General features: G+C 66.5%; 15 protein-coding genes and 1 pseudogene. 5 read left to right on the forward strand and 11 right to left on the reverse strand.

The features are described 5' to 3' along the window. Nucleotides 1-124 precede the first annotated feature (124 nt). The 8 genes and pseudogenes from UB43_RS02605 to UB43_RS02635 all read right to left on the reverse strand — a co-directional run bounded on the left by UB43_RS02605 (nucleotide 125) and on the right by UB43_RS02635 (nucleotide 10,291). Nucleotides 125-1,252 (reverse strand): acyl-CoA dehydrogenase family protein, encoded by a 1,128-nt coding sequence (locus UB43_RS02605; protein ID WP_045208133.1) that lies wholly within the window; start codon nucleotides 1,250-1,252, stop codon nucleotides 125-127. Between the two features lie 10 nt (nucleotides 1,253-1,262). Then, entirely contained in the window at nucleotides 1,263-2,447 is a 1,185-nt protein-coding gene (locus UB43_RS02610; protein WP_045208136.1) for an acetyl-CoA C-acyltransferase, read from the reverse strand. A 13-nt stretch (nucleotides 2,448-2,460) separates the two neighbouring features. Further along, entirely contained in the window at nucleotides 2,461-3,231 is a 771-nt protein-coding gene (locus tag UB43_RS02615; protein ID WP_045208139.1) for a 3-hydroxyacyl-CoA dehydrogenase, read from the reverse strand. An 18-nt stretch (nucleotides 3,232-3,249) separates the two neighbouring features. Next, the gene (locus UB43_RS02620) at nucleotides 3,250-4,914 is read right to left on the reverse strand and encodes an acyl-CoA synthetase (RefSeq protein WP_045208142.1); all 1,665 of its coding nucleotides are present in this window, start codon (nucleotides 4,912-4,914) and stop codon (nucleotides 3,250-3,252) included. Between the two features lie 400 nt (nucleotides 4,915-5,314). After that, nucleotides 5,315-6,070, reverse strand: coding sequence for a methyl-accepting chemotaxis protein (locus tag UB43_RS30235; RefSeq protein WP_371318985.1), 756 nt, complete (start codon nucleotides 6,068-6,070; stop codon nucleotides 5,315-5,317). A gap of 102 nt (nucleotides 6,071-6,172) precedes the next feature. Then, nucleotides 6,173-7,462: pseudogene (locus tag UB43_RS30240) on the reverse strand (HAMP domain-containing protein); the annotation flags it as partial. Between the two features lie 81 nt (nucleotides 7,463-7,543). Continuing rightward, nucleotides 7,544-8,560: an AraC family transcriptional regulator gene (locus UB43_RS02630; RefSeq protein WP_045208147.1), complete on the reverse strand. Its 1,017-nt coding sequence runs from the start codon at nucleotides 8,558-8,560 to the stop codon at nucleotides 7,544-7,546. 51 nt (nucleotides 8,561-8,611) lie between these two features. Next, the gene (locus tag UB43_RS02635) at nucleotides 8,612-10,291 is read right to left on the reverse strand and encodes an AMP-binding protein (protein WP_045208154.1); all 1,680 of its coding nucleotides are present in this window, start codon (nucleotides 10,289-10,291) and stop codon (nucleotides 8,612-8,614) included. Nucleotides 10,292-10,795: 504 nt separating this feature from the next. Between UB43_RS02635 and pbpG the strand changes: the two genes are divergently transcribed. The 4 genes from pbpG to UB43_RS02655 all read left to right on the forward strand — a co-directional run bounded on the left by pbpG (nucleotide 10,796) and on the right by UB43_RS02655 (nucleotide 14,363). Further along, nucleotides 10,796-11,725, forward strand: a complete 930-nt coding sequence (gene pbpG / locus UB43_RS02640; protein ID WP_045208156.1) for a D-alanyl-D-alanine endopeptidase — start codon at nucleotides 10,796-10,798, stop codon at nucleotides 11,723-11,725. A 224-nt stretch (nucleotides 11,726-11,949) separates the two neighbouring features. Continuing rightward, complete coding sequence (locus UB43_RS02645) at nucleotides 11,950-12,426, forward strand: PaaI family thioesterase (protein WP_156160339.1); 477 nt, start codon at nucleotides 11,950-11,952, stop codon at nucleotides 12,424-12,426. Nucleotides 12,427-12,447: 21 nt separating this feature from the next. After that, nucleotides 12,448-13,581 carry a thiolase family protein gene (locus tag UB43_RS02650; protein ID WP_045208161.1) on the forward strand — a complete coding sequence of 378 codons (1,134 nt, stop codon included), beginning with the start codon at nucleotides 12,448-12,450 and terminating at the stop codon, nucleotides 13,579-13,581. 212 nt (nucleotides 13,582-13,793) lie between these two features. After that, complete coding sequence (locus UB43_RS02655) at nucleotides 13,794-14,363, forward strand: TetR/AcrR family transcriptional regulator (protein ID WP_045208162.1); 570 nt, start codon at nucleotides 13,794-13,796, stop codon at nucleotides 14,361-14,363. Between the two features lie 190 nt (nucleotides 14,364-14,553). Here UB43_RS02655 and UB43_RS02660 read toward each other — a convergent pair whose 3' ends face one another. Then, on the reverse strand, nucleotides 14,554-15,360 hold the full coding sequence (locus UB43_RS02660) for an SDR family oxidoreductase (RefSeq protein ID WP_045208164.1): 807 nt from the start codon (nucleotides 15,358-15,360) through the stop codon (nucleotides 14,554-14,556). 338 nt (nucleotides 15,361-15,698) lie between these two features. Between UB43_RS02660 and UB43_RS30180 the strand changes: the two genes are divergently transcribed. After that, entirely contained in the window at nucleotides 15,699-15,836 is a 138-nt protein-coding gene (locus tag UB43_RS30180) for a PSPA7_2676 family Cys-rich small protein (RefSeq protein WP_305728772.1), read from the forward strand. A gap of 80 nt (nucleotides 15,837-15,916) precedes the next feature. On the opposite strand, the gene peaD is transcribed toward UB43_RS30180, so the two are convergent. Next, complete coding sequence (gene peaD / locus UB43_RS02665; protein ID WP_156160326.1) at nucleotides 15,917-17,050, reverse strand: quinohemoprotein amine dehydrogenase subunit beta; 1,134 nt, start codon at nucleotides 17,048-17,050, stop codon at nucleotides 15,917-15,919. Between the two features lie 59 nt (nucleotides 17,051-17,109). Next, nucleotides 17,110-17,433 (reverse strand): quinohemoprotein amine dehydrogenase subunit gamma, encoded by a 324-nt coding sequence (gene qhpC, locus UB43_RS02670; RefSeq protein WP_015477047.1) that lies wholly within the window; start codon nucleotides 17,431-17,433, stop codon nucleotides 17,110-17,112.

Consider the following 17,433-nt stretch of genomic DNA (forward strand, 5'->3'; position numbering starts at 1 on the left):
CCCGCTCCTACAGGGTGAGCTCGGTACCACCAGCGCGTCTCCGTCCAGAGCGTAAGCCACCCGCAGACCCCGCCCTGCCGAAGTGCCTGTCCAACGCGCAGGCCGGGGTCTGCCGGCGAACCCTTCAGAGACTCCGCGCGATCACCAGCCGCTGCACGTCGCTGGTGCCCTCATAGATCTGGCACACGCGCACGTCGCGGTAGATGCGTTCAACCGGGTAGTCCTGCAGATAGCCGTAACCACCGAGCGTCTGGATCGCGGCGGAGCACACGCGCTCGGCCATTTCCGAGGCGAACAGCTTGGCCATGGAAGCTTCTGTCAGGCAGGGCAAGCCGGCTTCGCGCAGGCTGGCGGCGTGATGAACCATCTGTCGCGCCACGGCGATCTCGGTGGCCATGTCGCTCAGGCGGAAAGCCACCGCCTGGTGCTGGATGATCGGCTTGCCGAAGGTCTCGCGCTCGTGGGCGTAGTCACGGGCGTATTCGAACGCGGCGCGGGCCATGCCCACCGCCTGCGAGGCAATTCCGATGCGCCCGCCCTCCAGGTTCGCCAGGGCGATGGCATAGCCCTGCCCCTCCTCGCCCAGCCGGTAGCTGGCGGGGATGCGCACGTCGTCGAAGGCGATCTGGCACGTATCGGAGGCATGCTGGCCGAGCTTGTCCTCGACTCGCACCACGCGGTAGCCGGGCGTGTCGGTCGGCACGATGAAGGCGCTGATGCCTTTCTTGCCCGCCGCCGCATCGGTCACTGCGAAGACGATCACCACGCCGGCATGGCTGCCGGAGGTAATGAACTGCTTGCTGCCGTTCAGCACGTAATGCTCGCCATCACGGCGCGCGCGAGTCTTGAGGAAGCTGGCGTCGGAGCCGGCCTGCGGCTCGGTCAGCGCAAAGGCGCCGATCATTTCGCCACGGGCAAGGGGCACCAGGAACTGGCGCTTCTGCTCGTCGTTGCCGAACTTGGCGATGGGCATGCAGCCCACCGAGTTGTGCACGCTCATGATGGTCGAGCAGGCGCCGTCGCCGGCGGCGATCTCTTCCAGCGCCATGGCGTAGGCCAGATGGCCGGTCTGCGCGCCACCCCACTCCTCCGCCACCAACATGCCGAGGAAGCCGAGGTCGGCCATTTCCTTGATGGCTTCGGCGGGGAAACGGTGCTCGCGGTCCCAGTCGGCGGCGAAGGGTTTCAGCCGCTCCTGGGCGAACTGGCGGGCAACGTCGCGGATCTGGATGTCTTCTTCGCTGGGAATCATTTCTCGCTCCTTAGACCAGTCGCTCGACCGCGATGGCCGTGGCTTCGCCGCCACCGATGCACACCGAGGCCACGCCGCGCTTGAGGTCGTACTGCTTGAGCGCCGACAGCAGGGTCACGATCACCCGCGCGCCAGAGGCGCCGATGGGGTGACCAAGGGCGCAGGCGCCGCCGTGGACGTTGAGCTTGTCGTGGGGGATATCCAGGTCGCGCATGGCCGCCATGGCGACCACGGCGAAGGCTTCGTTGACCTCGAACAGGTCGACGTCGCCCAGCGCCCAGCCGGTGCGCTGCATCAGGCAATTCACCGCGCCCACCGGGGCAGTCGGGAACAGGTTCGGCGCATCGGCGTAGGACGAATGGCCACGGATCGCCGCCAGGGGCGTCAGGCCGCGCTTTTCAGCTTCGGACAGGCGCATCAGCACCAGCGCGGCGGCGCCGTCGGAGATGGAGCTGGCGTTGGCCGCGGTCACGGTGCCGCCGTCACGGAACGCCGGTTTCAGGGTGGGAATCTTGTCCAGCCTGGCCTTCGGCGGCTGCTCGTCCTCGCTGATGGCGCGCAGTTCCTTGCCGGCCTTCACGGTGAGCGCGACGATCTCGTCCTTGAAGCGGCCTTCACTCATGGCCTTCTGCGCCCGGGTCAGCGAGGTGATCGCGTAGTCATCCTGCTGCTCGCGGGTGAAACCGTACTTCTCGGCGCAATCCTCGGCGAAGGTGCCCATCAGGCGCCCCTTGTCGTAGGCATCCTCGAGGCCGTCGAGGAACATGTGGTCCAGGACCTTGCCATGGCCCATGCGGTAGCCGCTGCGGGCGCGCTCCAGCAGGTACGGCGCGTTGGACATGCTCTCCATGCCGCCGGCCAATGCCACGCGCGCGCTGCCGGCAAGGATGGCGTCGTGGGCCATCATCGCGGCCTTCATGCCCGAGCCGCACATCTTGTTCACCGTGGAGCACGGCGTGCCGCGCGCCAGGCCCGCGCCCAGCACTGCCTGGCGCGCCGGTGCCTGGCCCTGCCCGGCGGCGAGCACGCAGCCGAGCACCGCTTCGTCCACCTCTTCGGCGCCCAGGCGGGCACGTTCGACAGCGGCGCGGATCGCAGCCGCACCGAGAGTAGCGGCGGTGACGTCCTTGAAGTCGCCGAGGAAGCCGCCCATGGGCGTACGGGTGGCGCTGACGATAACGATGGGATCGTTCATGAGCTGTCTCCTCTTACTTCGCGGCCATGCGGATGGCGCCGTCGAGGCGGATCACTTCGCCGTTGAGCATTGTGTTCTCGATGATGTGGCGGGCCAGCGCGGCGTATTCGTCCGGGCGACCGAGGCGCGGCGGGAACGGCACGCTGGCGCCGAGGGAGTCGCGCACTTCCTGGGGCATGGCGGCCATCATCGGCGTCTCGAAGATGCCGGGGGCGATGGTCATCACGCGGATGCCCGAGCGCGCCAGCTCGCGGGCGATCGGCAGGGTCATGCCGACCACGGCGCTCTTGGACGCGGAGTACGCGGCCTGGCCGATCTGCCCGTCGAAGGCGGCGACCGAGGCGGTGTTGATGATGATGCCGCGCTCGCCGCCGGCGTCCGGCTCATTCCGGGCCATGGCGTCGGCGGCCAGGCGCAGCATGTTGAAGGTGCCGATCAGGTTGATACTGATGGTGCGGGTGAAGCTCTCCAGTCCGTGCACGCCATTGCGGCCGATGACCTTTTCCGCCGGGGCCACGCCCGCGCAGTTGGCCAGGCCGTGCAGCGCACCGAAGGCGTCCAGCGCAAGTTGCACGGCGGCCTTGCCGTCAGCCTCGCTGCACACGTCAGTGCGGATGAAGCGCGCGTTCGCCTCGCCCAGTTCGGCGGCCTGGGCCGCGCCGGCTTCGGCGTTGATGTCGGCCAGCACTACCTTGGCGCCTGCGGACACCAGCAGTTTCGCCGTGGCGGCGCCGAGGCCGGAGCCGCCGCCGGTGATGAGGAATACCTTGTTCTGGATCTGCATGAAGTCTCTCCGCTGTACTTAGTGAGCGGCCGCTTTCTCGGCCGCTTCGCGTTGCTTGGCGATCTCCTGGTTGCGCAGGAGGAAGCGCTGGATCTTGCCGCTGGGGGTCTTGGGCAGTTCGTCGACGAACTCCACTTCCCGCGGGTAGCTGTGCGCCGACAGTCGCTTGCGCACGTACTGTTGTAGTTCCTCGGCCAGCTCCGCGCCCGGCCGGTAGGACGAACAGAGCACCACGAATGCCTTCACCAGTTCGGTGCGCTCCGGGTCCGGCTTGCCGATCACCGCCGCCTCGATCACCGCCGGGTGCTCGATCAGCGCGCTCTCGACGTCGAACGGGCCGACGCGGTAGCCGGAGGTGGTGATCAGGTCGTCCGCGCGGCCGACGAAGCTGATGCTGCCGTCGGCGTTCAACTCCACGGTGTCGCCGCTGAGGTAGTAGTCGCCGACGAAGGATTTGGTCTGCATGCCCTGGTAGCCGGCGAACCACATCATCGGCGAACGCTTGCGGTCCATGGCCAGCACACCGGGCTGGCCGGCGGGCAGTTCGTTGCCCTGCTCGTCCAACACCACCACGCGATGGCCGGGGATGGAGAAGCCGGCGGCGCCCAGGTGCACCGGGTGCTGCAACTCGTGGTGGTTGGCCAGCACCATGCCCAGTTCGGTCTGCCCGTAGTGGTCATGGATGGTCACGCCCAGCTCGCTGGCGAACCAGCGGATCACTTCCGGCGTCAGTGGCTCACCGGCACTGCTCACCGCGCGCAGCCGCCCCCTGAGCGGCCTGGACACTGCCTCGCCAGCGGCGATCAGCAGGCGGTAGGCGGTAGGCGAGCCGGCCAGGTTGGTGATGCCGTACTTGCGCACGATGCGGCAGGTGCTCTCCACCGTGAACGCGCCTTCGTAGAAGGTGATCGGGTGCCCCATGGCCAGCGGCCCGGTAACGCCGTAGTAAAGGCCGTAGGCCCAGCCCGGATCGGCGAGGTTCCAGAACGAATCCTCCTCGTTCAGGCCCACCGCATCGCGCATGTAGCCGACGAAGGCGACGATGGCCTTCAGCGGCACGGCCAGCGGCTTGGCCAAGCCGGTGGTGCCGGAAGTGAACATCAGCAGGAAGGTGTCTTCGCCGCTGCGCAGGACCGGTTCGAAGTCCGGCGAGTGGCGTTCCAGTTCGGCCCAGAAGCTGTAGTCGCCATGGCGGATGCCCTGCCCCTTCGGCCCGCCGACGGTCACCTGCGTGGGCGCGTCGGGTACTTCGTCCAGCTTGCTGCGATTGGCGCCGTCGGTGACGACCACCTTGCTGCCGGCCAGCTTCACGCGATGCTCGATGGCTTTCGGCCCGAAGGCGGTGAACAGCGGCTGGTAGACCGCTCCCAGGCGCCAGGTGCCGAGTACGGTGATCAGCAGTTCCGGGGTACGCGGCAGCATGCCGGACACCACGTCGCCAGGGCGCACACCAAGGCTGTGCAGGAAGCTGGCAAAGCGGCCGGAGAGTTCTTTCAGCTGGGTGAAGGTGTAGGAGGCGCTGTCGCCGTCCTTGCCCTCCCAGAACAGCGCGATACGGCCGGGGATGGCGTGGCGGTCGCAGCATTCGACACAGGCGTTGAGGGCGTCGAGGTTGCCGGCCAGGGTGGCATCGGCGGTGGCGCGGTAATCGAATTCGGCCGTGGCGGCGGTATGGGAACGCATCACTGGTGACTCCCGGTTTGTTCTTGTTGGAGTCCCCTGATGTTCCCGCCGCACCGGCGCGCGGGCAATGTCGAAAGCCGCCAATCTGGATGAGCGGATTGGACAGCTTGGGCGGTGCGCTGACGATTGGTTTGCGTAGGAGCGGACTACATCCGCGATCGGCACCGAGTCATGCGGTTCGCGAGCAAGCTCGCTCCTACAGGGTCTGCAGCGTGCGCTTTTTGTAGGAGCGAGCTTGCTCGCGAACCCGCCGCGGCGCCGAACTCATCGGCTGATCGCGGAGGACGTTCACTACGGCGGGAAGTTTCCGAACTCGGATCAACCCTAACCCTCTCCCTCAGGTGCGGGGCGCGCAGCCAGGGCTGGGGTGAGGGGAAAGTCCGAGCTCCGGAGGTCAGGATCAAACGCGGAACTGATCCATCAACCCCTGCTGATGGTTCGCCAGCTTGTTCAGCGACTGGCTGACCTGCGCCGACTCCTGCGCCTGGCTCGACAGCGATTCGGTCACGTCACGGATGCCGGCGACGTTGCGGTTGATCTCCTCGGCCACCGCACTCTGTTCCTCGGCGGCGCTGGCGATCTGCAGATTCATGTCGGTGATCACGCCCACCGCATCGCCGATGCGCTTCAGCGCAGCCACGGCCTGTTCGACCTGACTCACGCTGTCCTGCGCCTGGCGATGGCTGTTGCTCATCGCGCCGACCACGTCGCGGGTGCCGTTCTGCAGGCCTTCGATGACCTGGCGGATTTCCTCCACCGAATCCTGGGTGCGCTTGGCGAGGTTGCGCACCTCGTCGGCAACCACCGCGAAGCCGCGCCCGGCTTCACCGGCGCGGGCCGCTTCGATGGCCGCGTTGAGCGCCAGCAGGTTGGTCTGCTCGGCGATGCCGCGGATCACTTCCAGCACCGAACCGATCTGCTCGCTGCTCGCCGCCAAGCCTTCCACCTGGCTCATGGCGCTGCTCATATCGCTGGCCAGTTCGTCGATCAGGCGGGTGGTGTTGTCGATGACGCTCAAGCCGTCGCGGGTCGCCCCGTCGGCACCACGGGCGGCATCGGCGGCCATGGCGGCGCTGTTGGCGACGTCATGGGCGGTGGCGCTCATCTCCTGGGAGGCGGTGGCCACCTGGTCGACTTCGCGGAACTGCTGCTGCATGCCGGCACTGGTCTGGCTGGCGATTTCCGAGGACTGGTCGGCGGTGGCGCGAGCGTCGTGCACCGAGGATTTCACGTCGCGGATGATCGGCTGCAGCTTGTCGAGGAAGCGGTTGAACCAGCCGGCCAGCTCGCCCAGTTCGTCCTTGCCGGCGTAGTCCAGGCGCTTGGTCAGGTCGCCCTCGCCGCTGGCGATGTTGCGTAGCATGGCGGCGACGCCGAGGATCGGCCGGGTCACGCCGCGGGCGGTGAGCCAGACCAGCAGCAGGCCGACGATGGCGGCGATCAGGCCGAAGATCGTCTGCCACAGCGCGCCGCTGGAGTTGCGCTCATCCAGCTGCTTCTGCAGCTCCAATGCGGGAGCCAGCAGCACGTCCTGCGGTACGTCGAGCACCACGGCCCAGGGCTTGGTGGCGTCCGGGATCGGCAGCAGCGGTTCCAGCACGCGCAGTTGGCCATCCTTCTCCAGCACCTGCGGGCGACCGTTGGCCTGCAGCGACAGCAGTTCGGCGGCCTGGCCGGGGATGGCCTTCTCCAGCGGCTGGCCGAGCAGCGCTTCGTCGCTGCTGTAGCCGGCGAGCAGCCCCGCCGGGCTGACGATGCTGACGCTGCCGGCGCCGTCGTAGAGCTCGCGGTCGCCATCGGCGGCCAACTGTTGCAGGCGGCTGAGGCTGATATCGATGCCGATCACGGCGATGACCTTGCCCTGGTCCATCAGCGGGAAGGTCACGGTGGTCATCAGCACCTTGGTGCCCGAGGCGCTGTCGAAATAGGGGTTGAGCACGCAGGCCTTGCGGGTCTGCAGCGGGCACAGCTGCCAGGTGTTGAACGGGCTGCCGTCGAGCATGGCCGTGGTGTCGGCGATCATGTCCTCGGTCACCGCCAGGCCGGTCATCTCGCCCGAGGCCTTCTGCGCCCAATAGGCGCCGAAGCGGCCCTTCTCGTTGCTGCCGGCGTCGGGCTGGTCATGGAAGGCGGCGTCCTGGCCGTCCAGCGCATCGGGCTCGAAGACCACGTAGAGGCTGAGCAGGTTGGGATTGCTCTTCAGGCCATCGCGCACCAGTTGGTTCAGGTCCTTGCGTACCGCCGCGGTGTCCGCACCGTGCTTGGTCGACTGCTCGCGCAGCTGGCTGACCTGGCGGGAGAACTGGTTGCCGAAGTGGTACACGTCGGTGAAGAAGCGCTGGATGATCTCCGCCTGCTGCTCGCTGCGCGCCTGCATCCGCGACTTGGCGGCGTCCTTGAGCATGTCCGCGTTGGCCGCCTTGATCAGTTGCGCATCATGGTTCATCCGGAACAGCGAGAGGCCGACCAGCAGGCAGACGATGCAGAGCAGGCAGAGGCCGGTCAGCAGCGTGATCTTCCACTGGATCGAGAGGCGGGACAGGGGCATGGTTGGCGTCCTTGAGCAACAAGCAATTCTTTGAGGTTTTATCGGCCTGTAAAGCGGCTACTTGAGCCGGGCCCTTAAATTTCAGGGCTCCTGGCGGATCAGCGCGCGGTATTGCCCGGGCGTCGATCCGGTCCATTTGCGGAAGGCCTTGTAGAAGGCGCTGGTGTCGGCAAAACCCAGTTCCTCGGCGAGATCGGCGAAGTTGCCGTCGCCGCTGTCCAGCCGTGCGATGGCGAGGTCGCGGCGCAGCTGGTCCTTGAGCGCCTGGTAGGACTGCCCTTCGGCGGCGAGCTTGCGGCGCAGGGTCGAAGGCGCCATGTAGAAGTGGCTGGCGAGTGCGTCGAGGTCCGGCCAGCGCTCGAACTTCAGGCTGCGCAGGTAGGCCTTGGTGCGTGCGGCGAGGCTCTGCGGGTCGCGGTAACGCACCAGGATGTTGGCCGGCGCGCCATTGAGGAAACGCCGCAGCTCGCGCTCGTCACGGCGCACGGGGAGATCGAGCGCCTCGGCGTTGAACAACAGGCGCGACTGGCGGCGGGCGAAGTTGAGGTTCTCGGTGAACATCACCCGGTAGTCGGCGATGAAGTCCGGCTGCGGGCAGCGCAGTTCGATGGCCAGAATCGGAATCCTTCGCCCCACCAGCCAGCAGGCCAGGCCGTGCAGCATCAGCCACAGGGTGAAGTAGCAGAAGGCGCGCGGCGCGGTGTGTTCAGGCTCGTCGAGGGTGATCGAGGCAACGCCGTCCTGGCGTACCAGCCGCGGTGTGAAGTCGTCGAACACCAGGCCCATGAAGCGCAGCGCGGCGCTCAGCGCGGCTTCCAGGGTCGGCTCACGAACCGCGGCGGCGGTCATGAAGTTGAAGCTGCCGGACTTCATGCGCCGGGCGTTCATGCCGAAGAACTCGTCGTCCATCTCCCTGGCCAGGCGCAGCCACAACCGCGCGTAGGCCTGGCTGGAAACCCGCGCGTAGGGCTTGCCGAACAGCTCCGGGGCGATACCGGCGGCAGCCAACAACGGCCCGTCGTCGCGGCCGGCGCGACGAAACTCGGCCAGCGCTTCGCTGACCAGGCGGATGGAGATGGTGCCCTTCTCTACGCCCATGGCGCCCTGATGTCAGGAACGTGCGCCCGGACGCAGGAAGGTGTCGAACGGTCAGCCACGCTTGGCGCGCACCTCTTCGATGCTGATTTCGCGCATGCGGAACTTCTGGATCTTGCCGGTCACCGTCATCGGGAACTCGTCGCAGAAGCGGAAGTGGCGCGGCACCTTGAAGTGGGCGATGGCGTTCTTGCAGAAGGCGCGCAGCTCGTCTTCCTCGACGCTGTGACCGGGGTGGAACTTGACCCAGGCCACCAGCTCCTCGCCGTACTTCTCGTCGGGAATGCCGATCACCTGCGCGTCGGCCACGGCGTGGTGGGTGTAGAGGAATTCCTCGATCTCGCGCGGATAGATGTTCTCGCCGCCACGGATGATCATGTCCTTGCTGCGCCCGACGATGCGCACGTTGCCCGCCTCGTCCATCTCGGCGAGGTCGCCGGTGAGCATCCAGCGCGCCGGGCTGATGGCCTCGGAGGTCGCCTGCGGGTTGTTCCAGTAGCCGAGCATCACGCTGTAGCCACGGGTGCAGAGTTCGCCGATGGTGCCGCGCGGGACGATGCGGCCGTCGGCGTCGATGATCTTGCTTTCCAGGTGCGGCTGGGTGCGGCCAACGGTGGTGACGCGGGTTTCCAGGTCGTCTTCCGGGCCGGTCTGCAGTGACACCGGGCTGGTCTCGGTCATGCCGTAGGCGATCTGCACCTCGGCCATGTGCATCTCGTCGATGACCCGACGCATCACCTCGATCGGGCAGGTGGCGCCGGCCATGATGCCGGTGCGCAGGCTGGAGAGGTCGAATTCGCGGCGGGTCGGGTGATCGAGTTCGGCAATGAACATGGTCGGCACGCCGTACAGCGCGGTGGCCTTCTCCTCCGCCACCGCGGCCAGGGTTGCCTCGGGCTCGAAGCTGGGCGCGGGATAGATCATGGTGGAGCCGTGGGTCAGGCAGCCGAGGTTGCCCATCACCATGCCGAAGCAGTGGTACAGCGGCACCGGGATCACCAGGCGGTCGTGCTCGGTGAGGCCGAGGCTGTCGCCGACCATCAGGCCGTTGTTGAGGATGTTGTAGTGGCTGAGCGTGGCGCCCTTGGGGAAGCCGGTGGTGCCGGAGGTGTACTGGATGTTGATCGGCTCGTCGAACTGCAGCAGCGCCTGGCGCTCGGCCAGTTCGGCGGCGGACGTGCCACGGCCCAGCGGCTCCAGCTGGCTCCAGCGCAGGAAGCCGGCGGGTGCGGTATCGGACAGGCTGATCACCCCGCGCAGCTCCGGCAGGCGGTCGCTGGACAGCTCGCCCGGCCGCCCCTGCCCCAGTTCGGGCAGCAGGTCGGCGAGCATGCCGTGGTAATCGGAAGTCTTGAACGCATCGGCGCACACCAGCCAGCGGCAGCCGGACTGCTTGAGCGCGTACTCGAGTTCGTTCACCCGGTAGGCCGGGTTGATGTTGACCAGCACGGCGCCGACCTTGGCGCTGGCGAACTGGGTGACGCACCACTGCGCGCAGTTGGGCGCCCAGATGCCCATGCGGTCGCCGGGACGCAGGCCGAGGGCGAGGAAAGCGCGGGCGATGCCATTGACCACCTCGGCCAGCTCGGCCCAGGTGTAGCGCAGGTTCTGGTGACGCACGACCAGAGCCTCGCGGGCCGCGAAACGCTCTACCGTGGCGTCGAAGGCCGCGCCGACGGTCATGGCCAGCAGGGGTTTGTCCTGGGGGCCGCGGGTGTAACTCAGGTGGTTCATGGCTTTCCCTTGTTGTGCTTGTTCTGGGATCAACGCTGAACGATCGGCTCTGGCAGCAGTGCCAAAGCACCGAGAGCCAACCTACCCCGCCGGCCTGACTGACCGGTCGCGGGCGACGGAGCATGTTTACGTTAACGTAAAGGTAAACGCAACCCCGACCATCGGCAGAGCGATATCGGCGGGCGCCTCCGCATCATTCAGGATAGCCACTCACAAAGCGTGCCATTCGGCCTGAAAGCCATAGCTGGCGCGGCCTTGAGAAGTGTTTCGGAGGTTGGCCACGCCGCCGCCGCGGTTGCATTTCGCAACAGCTCGGGCAGGCGGCCGCGCCGCGACTGCCTGCGCCAGTCGTGGCCTTGCCTGGACGCCGTGGATACGTCTCAGGCTGTCGCAAACTGAGACGCCCCGCGCCACGTGCGCTAGCGCAGGCCTTGCAGTAGAATTCGACGAAAATGCCTACATGGATGTAGACAAATTCCCACTCAACGCTTGCGAATCACATCCATGACTACTCGTCGTTCGATACTGAGCCTGCTGTTTGCCTGCGCCGCTGTTGTCTGTACATCGAACTCCTTCGCTGCCACGCCCAAGGCGGCCTCCCCCAAAGAACTCGTGCTCGCCTCCGGCAGCGCGCTGGTGGTCGACCTGGAGAACGGCAAGACCCTCTACTCCAGCAATCCCAACCTGGTGGTGCCCATCGCCTCGGTGACCAAGCTGATGACCGCGATGGTCACCCTGGACGCCAAGCTGCCGATGAACGAGCTGATCCCCGTGGACATCTCCGAGACCGCCGAGATGAAAGGCGTGTTCTCCCGCGTCCACCTGGGCAGCATGATCAGCCGCCAGAACATGCTGCTGCTGGCGCTGATGTCCTCGGAAAACCGCGCCGCCGCCAGCCTCGCCCACAATTATCCGGGCGGTTCGAAGGCCTTCGTCGCGGCGATGAACGCCAAGGCGAAATCCCTCGGCATGACCAGCACCCATTACGTCGAACCCACCGGCCTGTCGATCCACAACGTCTCCGACGCCAACGACCTGATCCGCCTGGCCAAGGCCGCCTACACCTACCCGCAGATCCGCCAGTTGAGCACCACGGCGACCAGCGACGCGCGCTTCAGCAAGCCCAGCTACTCGCTGAGCTTCTTCAATACCAACCCGCTGGTGCGCAACGGCAAGTGGGACATCCGCCTGACCAAGACCGGCTTCACCAACGACGCCGGCCACTGCCTGGTGATGGTCACCATGATGAACGGCCGCCCGGTCGCCCTGGCCCTGCTCGATGCCTTCGGCAAGCGCACCCACGTGGCCGACGCCGGCCGCATCCGCCGCTGGGTGGAAACCGGCGTCGCTTCGCCGGTGCCTGCCGTCGCCTTGCAATACAAGGCACAGCGCAGCCAGGCCCGCGCCGCCAGCATGACCGCCACCGCCGAGTAAGCTCCCGCGCTGGCGGAGTCCGCTCCGCCAGCGCCCTCTCCTTCCCCCGTTTTCCCTGTCGCTTCAGCCCTGCTGGATGGCGCTTCCGTCACTTATATGCTGGTCGTCATTCAATGCTAGTATGATGACCGTAATATTTAATCGAAGTGCTGGAGCCCGCGATGACCGAACTGACACTGACCCGTGAACAGAAGATTGCCGCCTGGGAAGCGGCGGCCGCGCAAATGCGCCAGCGCCTGGCCGAGCCGGGCGTGATCGCCCTGCAGGAACTGCGCGGCAAGACGCCCCAGGAATTCTTCGACGGCATCGGAGCAGGCGAATTGCCCGCCCCGCCGATCAACGCGCTGATCGGCTTCGTCCCGCTGGAATGGAGCCAGGGCCGCTTCGTCTTCCAGGGCACCCCGGACATGCGCCACTACAACCCGCTGGGCACTGTGCACGGCGGCTACGCGGCCACGCTGCTGGACTCGGCCATGGGCTGCGCGGTGCACACCATGCTCGAACCGGGCCTGGGCTACACCACGACCGACCTGCGCATCAGCTACATCCGCGCACTGACCCGCGACACCGGACCGATCCGCGCCGAGGGCACCATCGTGCATGTCGGCCGCTCCACCGCCCTGGCCGAAGGCCGTCTCTACGACGTGGACGGCAAGCTCTACGCCACCGGTTCCACCACCTGCCTGATCCTCGGGCGCTGACAGCTGTTCAGGAGACCGACCATGACTTCCGTAGTGATCGCGGGTTATGCCCGCTCGCCGTTCCACTTCGCTAAAAAGGGCGCGCTGATCGACGTACGCCCGGACGACCTTGCCGCGCAGACCGTCAAGGGTCTGGTCGCACGCAGTGGCCTGGACGCCCGGCTGATCGAGGACCTGATCATGGGCTGCGCCTATCCCGAGGCCGAACAGGGCATGAACCTCGCGCGCATCACCGGCTTCCTCGCCGGGCTGCCGGAAACGGTGGCCGGCGCCACGGTGAACCGTTTCTGCGGCTCGTCCATGACCTCCATCCACTTCGCCGCCGGGCAGATCCAGCTCGGCGCCGGCGATGCGTTCATCTGCGCTGGCGTGGAGTCCATGACCCGCGTGCCCATGGGCGGCTTCAACCTCTCGCCCAATCCACGCCTGCTGGCGGAGTTCCCGCAGGCCTACATGCCCATGGGGCAGACAGCGGAAATCGTCGCCGAGCGCTTCGGCATTTCCCGCGTCGACCAGGAAGCCATGGCGGTGGACTCCCATGCCAAGGCGGCCCGTGCCCGTGAACAAGGGCTGCTGGCGGCGGAAATCGTGCCCATCGACACGCCAAACGGAGTGGTCAACGAGGATGGCTGCATCCGCCCCGGCACCAACCTGGAGGCGCTGGCGCAGCTCAAGCCGGCGTTCGGCGGCAGCGTCACCGCCGGTACCGCCTCGCCCCTCACCGATGGCGCAGCGGCCGTGCTGGTGTGCAGCGAAGACTTCGCCCGTGCCCACGGGCTGGACATCCTGGCGCGGGTGAAAGCCGTCGCCGTGGTTGGCTGCCCGCCGGAGATCATGGGCATGGGCCCGCTCTACGCCACCCGCAAGCTGCTCGACCGCGCAGGCCTGCGCATGGCCGACATCGACCTGGTGGAAATCAACGAAGCCTTCTCCAGCCAGGCTCTGGCCTGCCTGCGCGGGCTGGAACTGGATATCGACCGGGTCAACCTGCACGGCGGCGCCCTGGCCATCGGCCACCCGCTGGGCGCCACCGGCGCGCGCATCACCGGCAAGGCGGCGGCGCTGCTGAAGGAAACCGGCGGACGTTATGCCATCGCGACCCAGTGCATCGGCGGCGGACAAGGCGTGGCGACGTTGCTGGAAGCTGTTCGCTGAGCTGAGAACCCGCTCCTGCAAGGAGAGATTGAGCGGTGCGAAAACATCGCGGACCGAGTCCGCTCCTACGCATATTCGAGGACCTGTGTGGGAGCGGACTCCGTCCGCGATTGCCTTCAGCGCCTGCCCTATCTGCCCTGAATCACCTCCCCTCGCCCACCCTGCGTTAGAATGTCACCCAGCATTCCATGCACCGCAGGAGACACCCGGTCATGCGTTACTCCGAAGACCACAAGGCCCAGACCCGCGAACGCATCATCAACGAAGCGGCGCAGCGCTTCCGCAGCGAAGGCGTCGACGCCACCGGCCTGCAGACGCTGATGAAGGCGCTGGGCCTGACCCACGGCGGTTTCTACGCGCACTTCAAGTCCAAGGACGAACTGGTGGAGATCGCCCTGCAGCAGGCCGCCGAGCAACTGCGCCCGGTGGTGGACCAGCAGTTCGCCAAGGACGACCCGCTGCCCGGCTTCATCGAACAGTACCTGTCCACCGGCCACCGCAACGCGCCGGGCAAGGGCTGCCCGCTGCCGACCATCTCGGCGGAGCTGGGTGCTCGCGGCCATGCCAGTGCCACGACGGATGCCATCGTCCAGGCGCGCATCGACGCCATCGAGCAGGCGCTGCCCAGCGAGCATGCCGAGGACGAAAGCGTCGCCCTGCTCGCCACGCTGATCGGCGCGCTGGTGCTGTCGCGCAGCGTGGCGGACACGGAGTTGGCCGACCGCATCCTGGAGAGCACCCGGCGGCACCTCAAGCGGGAGATCGGCGCGGATACGGAGTGAGCCGGCAATTGCCGGAGTATCCGACAGCATGGGTATCGCTGCGCTCCCCCCATCCTGCGCAAGCGTCGGAAGCTCCCTGTAGGAGCGGGCCATGCCCGCGATCACGCGCAGGGCGCGGTCCTGCAAAAGCCGCGCATAAAAAAGCCCCGGCGCAAGGCCGGGGCAAGCTTTTCGCCACTCAGTTACTCGATCAAGCCACCGCCACGCCGTAACGCTGCGCCGGGGCGCTGCGCGAGAGATTCGGCGCCATCTTCAGGCGCGCGGCGGTGAAGGCTTCGAATTCGCCCGCATCCGGCAGCGCCGGCAGGGTCACCACTTCACCCTGGGCCAGGCCGGCCAGCGCGGCGTCGACCATGTGGTTCACGTCCATCAGCATTTCCGCCGGCAGTGCGGAGATATCGGTGCCGGCGCGGTCCCAGATTTCGGTGCGGGTGGCGCCCGGCAGCACGGCCTGGATGCGCAGGCCCAGCGGCGCCAGCTCCTGCTGCATGGACTGGGTCAGGTTGAGCACGAAGGCCTTGGTGGCGCTGTAGCTGCCGTTGAACAGTTCCGGCGCCAGTGCCAGCACCGAGGCCACGTTGATGATGGTGCCACGACCGCGACCGGCGAAGGCCTTGGCGGCGGCGCCGGCCAGGCGCGCGGTGGCGATGACGTTCAGTTCGATCATGCTTTCCAGGCGGTCCAGGTCGGTTTCCAGCAGGGTGCCGTTGATCGCCACGCCGGCGTTGTTCAGCAGCAGGCTGAGACTCGCATCCTCGGCCAGTCGGGCCTCGATGCGCGCGCGGTCTTCGCGGCGGGTCAGGTCGGCCTTCAGCACGTCCACCGAGACGCCGTATTCCTCGCCGAGGCGCGCAGCCAGGGCTTCCAGGCGCTGCTGGTCGCGGGCTACCAGCAGCAGGTCGTAGCCCTGTGCGGCGAGGCGCTGCGCATAGGTGGCGCCAATGCCGGAGGAAGCACCGGTGATCAGTGCACGGCCCAGTTGGGATTTGGCATTCATGGTTCTGTCTCCAGGGAGGCGGTTGCCCCGCATGCAAGGTAGGTAGGGCCGGTTGGCCGTCTGGAATGTCCGGCCCGCTTAAGATTATGGCCGTCATCTGACAGTTAATATTATGCTCATAATATTAACTGTCAAGGTCCATTCCCTGAGGGTGACCAGTGGTAACCGGAGTGGCGACAGAGCGCACCGCACGGGCCCTGGAAGCCATTGGGCAGTTTAGGTTGCCCATTCCAGAGCGCTCGCGAGAGGCTCGCTGCGTCTCCACACAAGAACAATCCCGGAGCGTCACCTGCACCCTGCTGCCTGTCTACGCACCGGAGCGATCCGGAGGAGGACACATGCGATTGCGCTGCTTTTTCCTGGGATGTGCTTGGGATGAAGGGAATCTGACCGAAGTCGGCCGCGTGCCGATGCTGTGCCAGCGCTGTGCGCGCTGTGGTGCGCAGCGGTACCTCAGTCCCGAGCCGGAAATCTGAAATCGGCCCAAAGAAAATGCCCGGAGCACTTTCGTGCTCCGGGCATTGGGTGTTGTCCGGCAACGCTCAGTTGGCAGGGCTCAGTTGGCCACGAACGCCTGGCTGGTGGTGATCGCCATGTCGCCGCCGGGCAGCTTGAGGTCGCCGATGCGCTCCAGGCTGTCGGCATCGAAGATCGCCACGTCGTTCAGGGTGCCGGTCAGGTACAGCTTGTTGCCGGCCTTGTTGGTCGACAGGCAGTAGTAGGAGTGGTCCAGGTTCGCCGCCTTGACCAGCTTCTGCTCCTTGATGTCGTACTTGGCCAGGCGGTTCAGCACGCCGTAGATGATGTTGCGGTCCTTGGCCGAGCGGATGCCGCTGAAGTACACCTCGGTGACCGGGCCGAAGTCGACGGTCTCGGTCTTGCCGGTGGCCAGGTCGATGTTGAAGAAGCCGTAGAGGAAGTCGGCCGTGGCCAGGTCCTGCTTGGCGTCCTTGAACTTCGCCGTGGTGTAGAGCAGCGAGAAGTCACGCGGGTAGGTCTGCTGGTTCCACACGTAGAGAACATCTGGCGGCGCGTAGTTGGGGCGCTTCCAGTTGCGGCTGGGGATGATCACGTCGAACTTGCCGGTCTTCACGTCCACCTTGTAGATGTCCGGGCCCGCCACGTAGAGGGTACCGTCGTCGCCGCTCTGCATGATGGTCAGCTGGCGCGGCGCCGGGAAGGTGCGCACCGGCTTGGCGTCCATGCCGTCCGCGACGGAATACACCTGAAGGCGCGGCTGCTGCACCTCGTAGTGCTCGGCGAGGATCAGCGTCGGGTTGGCGATGGCGTAGATCTCCTTGCCGTCATGGCTGACGGTCATGGAGAACATCGCCCGCGCATTCTCGCCCGGCCTCTGCGCGATGGTGGCGTGGAACACCGGTTTGCAGTCATCGAGCTGGATGCCGTAGATGTCCGCGTAGTGGTTGCTGAGGATGTAGACGGTCTTGCGGTCCGGCGACAGCTGGGTCATGCCCGGGCCGTAGGCGCCGGGGATGGTGCAGGTCTTGAACAGCTTGTCGGTCTGCATGTCGATGACGTGCAGGTTGTTCGGGTAGTTGGTGCTGATCAGGTATTCGTGGCCACTCTCCAGCGCCTTGCCGGTGTCGGCGCCGGTATCGGCGGCGACGGCTTGCAGCGCGCAGGCCAGCGAGAGGCCGCCGAGCGCGGCGGCGAATGCTTTTCTGGACATGCAGGTTTTCCTCTTGTTCTTCTGGTCCATGCTCTTGGGGCCGATATTCGTCAGTCCGGTCATTTGTCGTCCGGGAATACGGTGCCGAGGTTGCGCCAGTTCTCGGCCGAGGCCTGCGCATCCTTGTTCCAGTCGGGGTAGGTGCTCATCATGTCCGGCACCTGGGCCGGCCACCAGCAAGGGTCGGAGCAGCCGTAGAGGTCCGCTTCCATCGGCTGGCAGAGCGAGGACACGCCGCCGAACACGTCGACTTCCCAGCCCGGGTCGGTGGTGGCCGCGCAGCCGGCCACGGAGTTCATCGCCACCACGTCCTCGATGCGATCCTCGGCGGCGGCCTGTTCGAGCTTCTGTGCTTTGGTGTTGATCGCTTTCAGATGTTTCAT

The sequence above is a fragment of the Pseudomonas sp. 21 genome (genome assembly GCF_000955805.1).
GTDB lineage: Bacteria > Pseudomonadota > Gammaproteobacteria > Pseudomonadales > Pseudomonadaceae > Pseudomonas.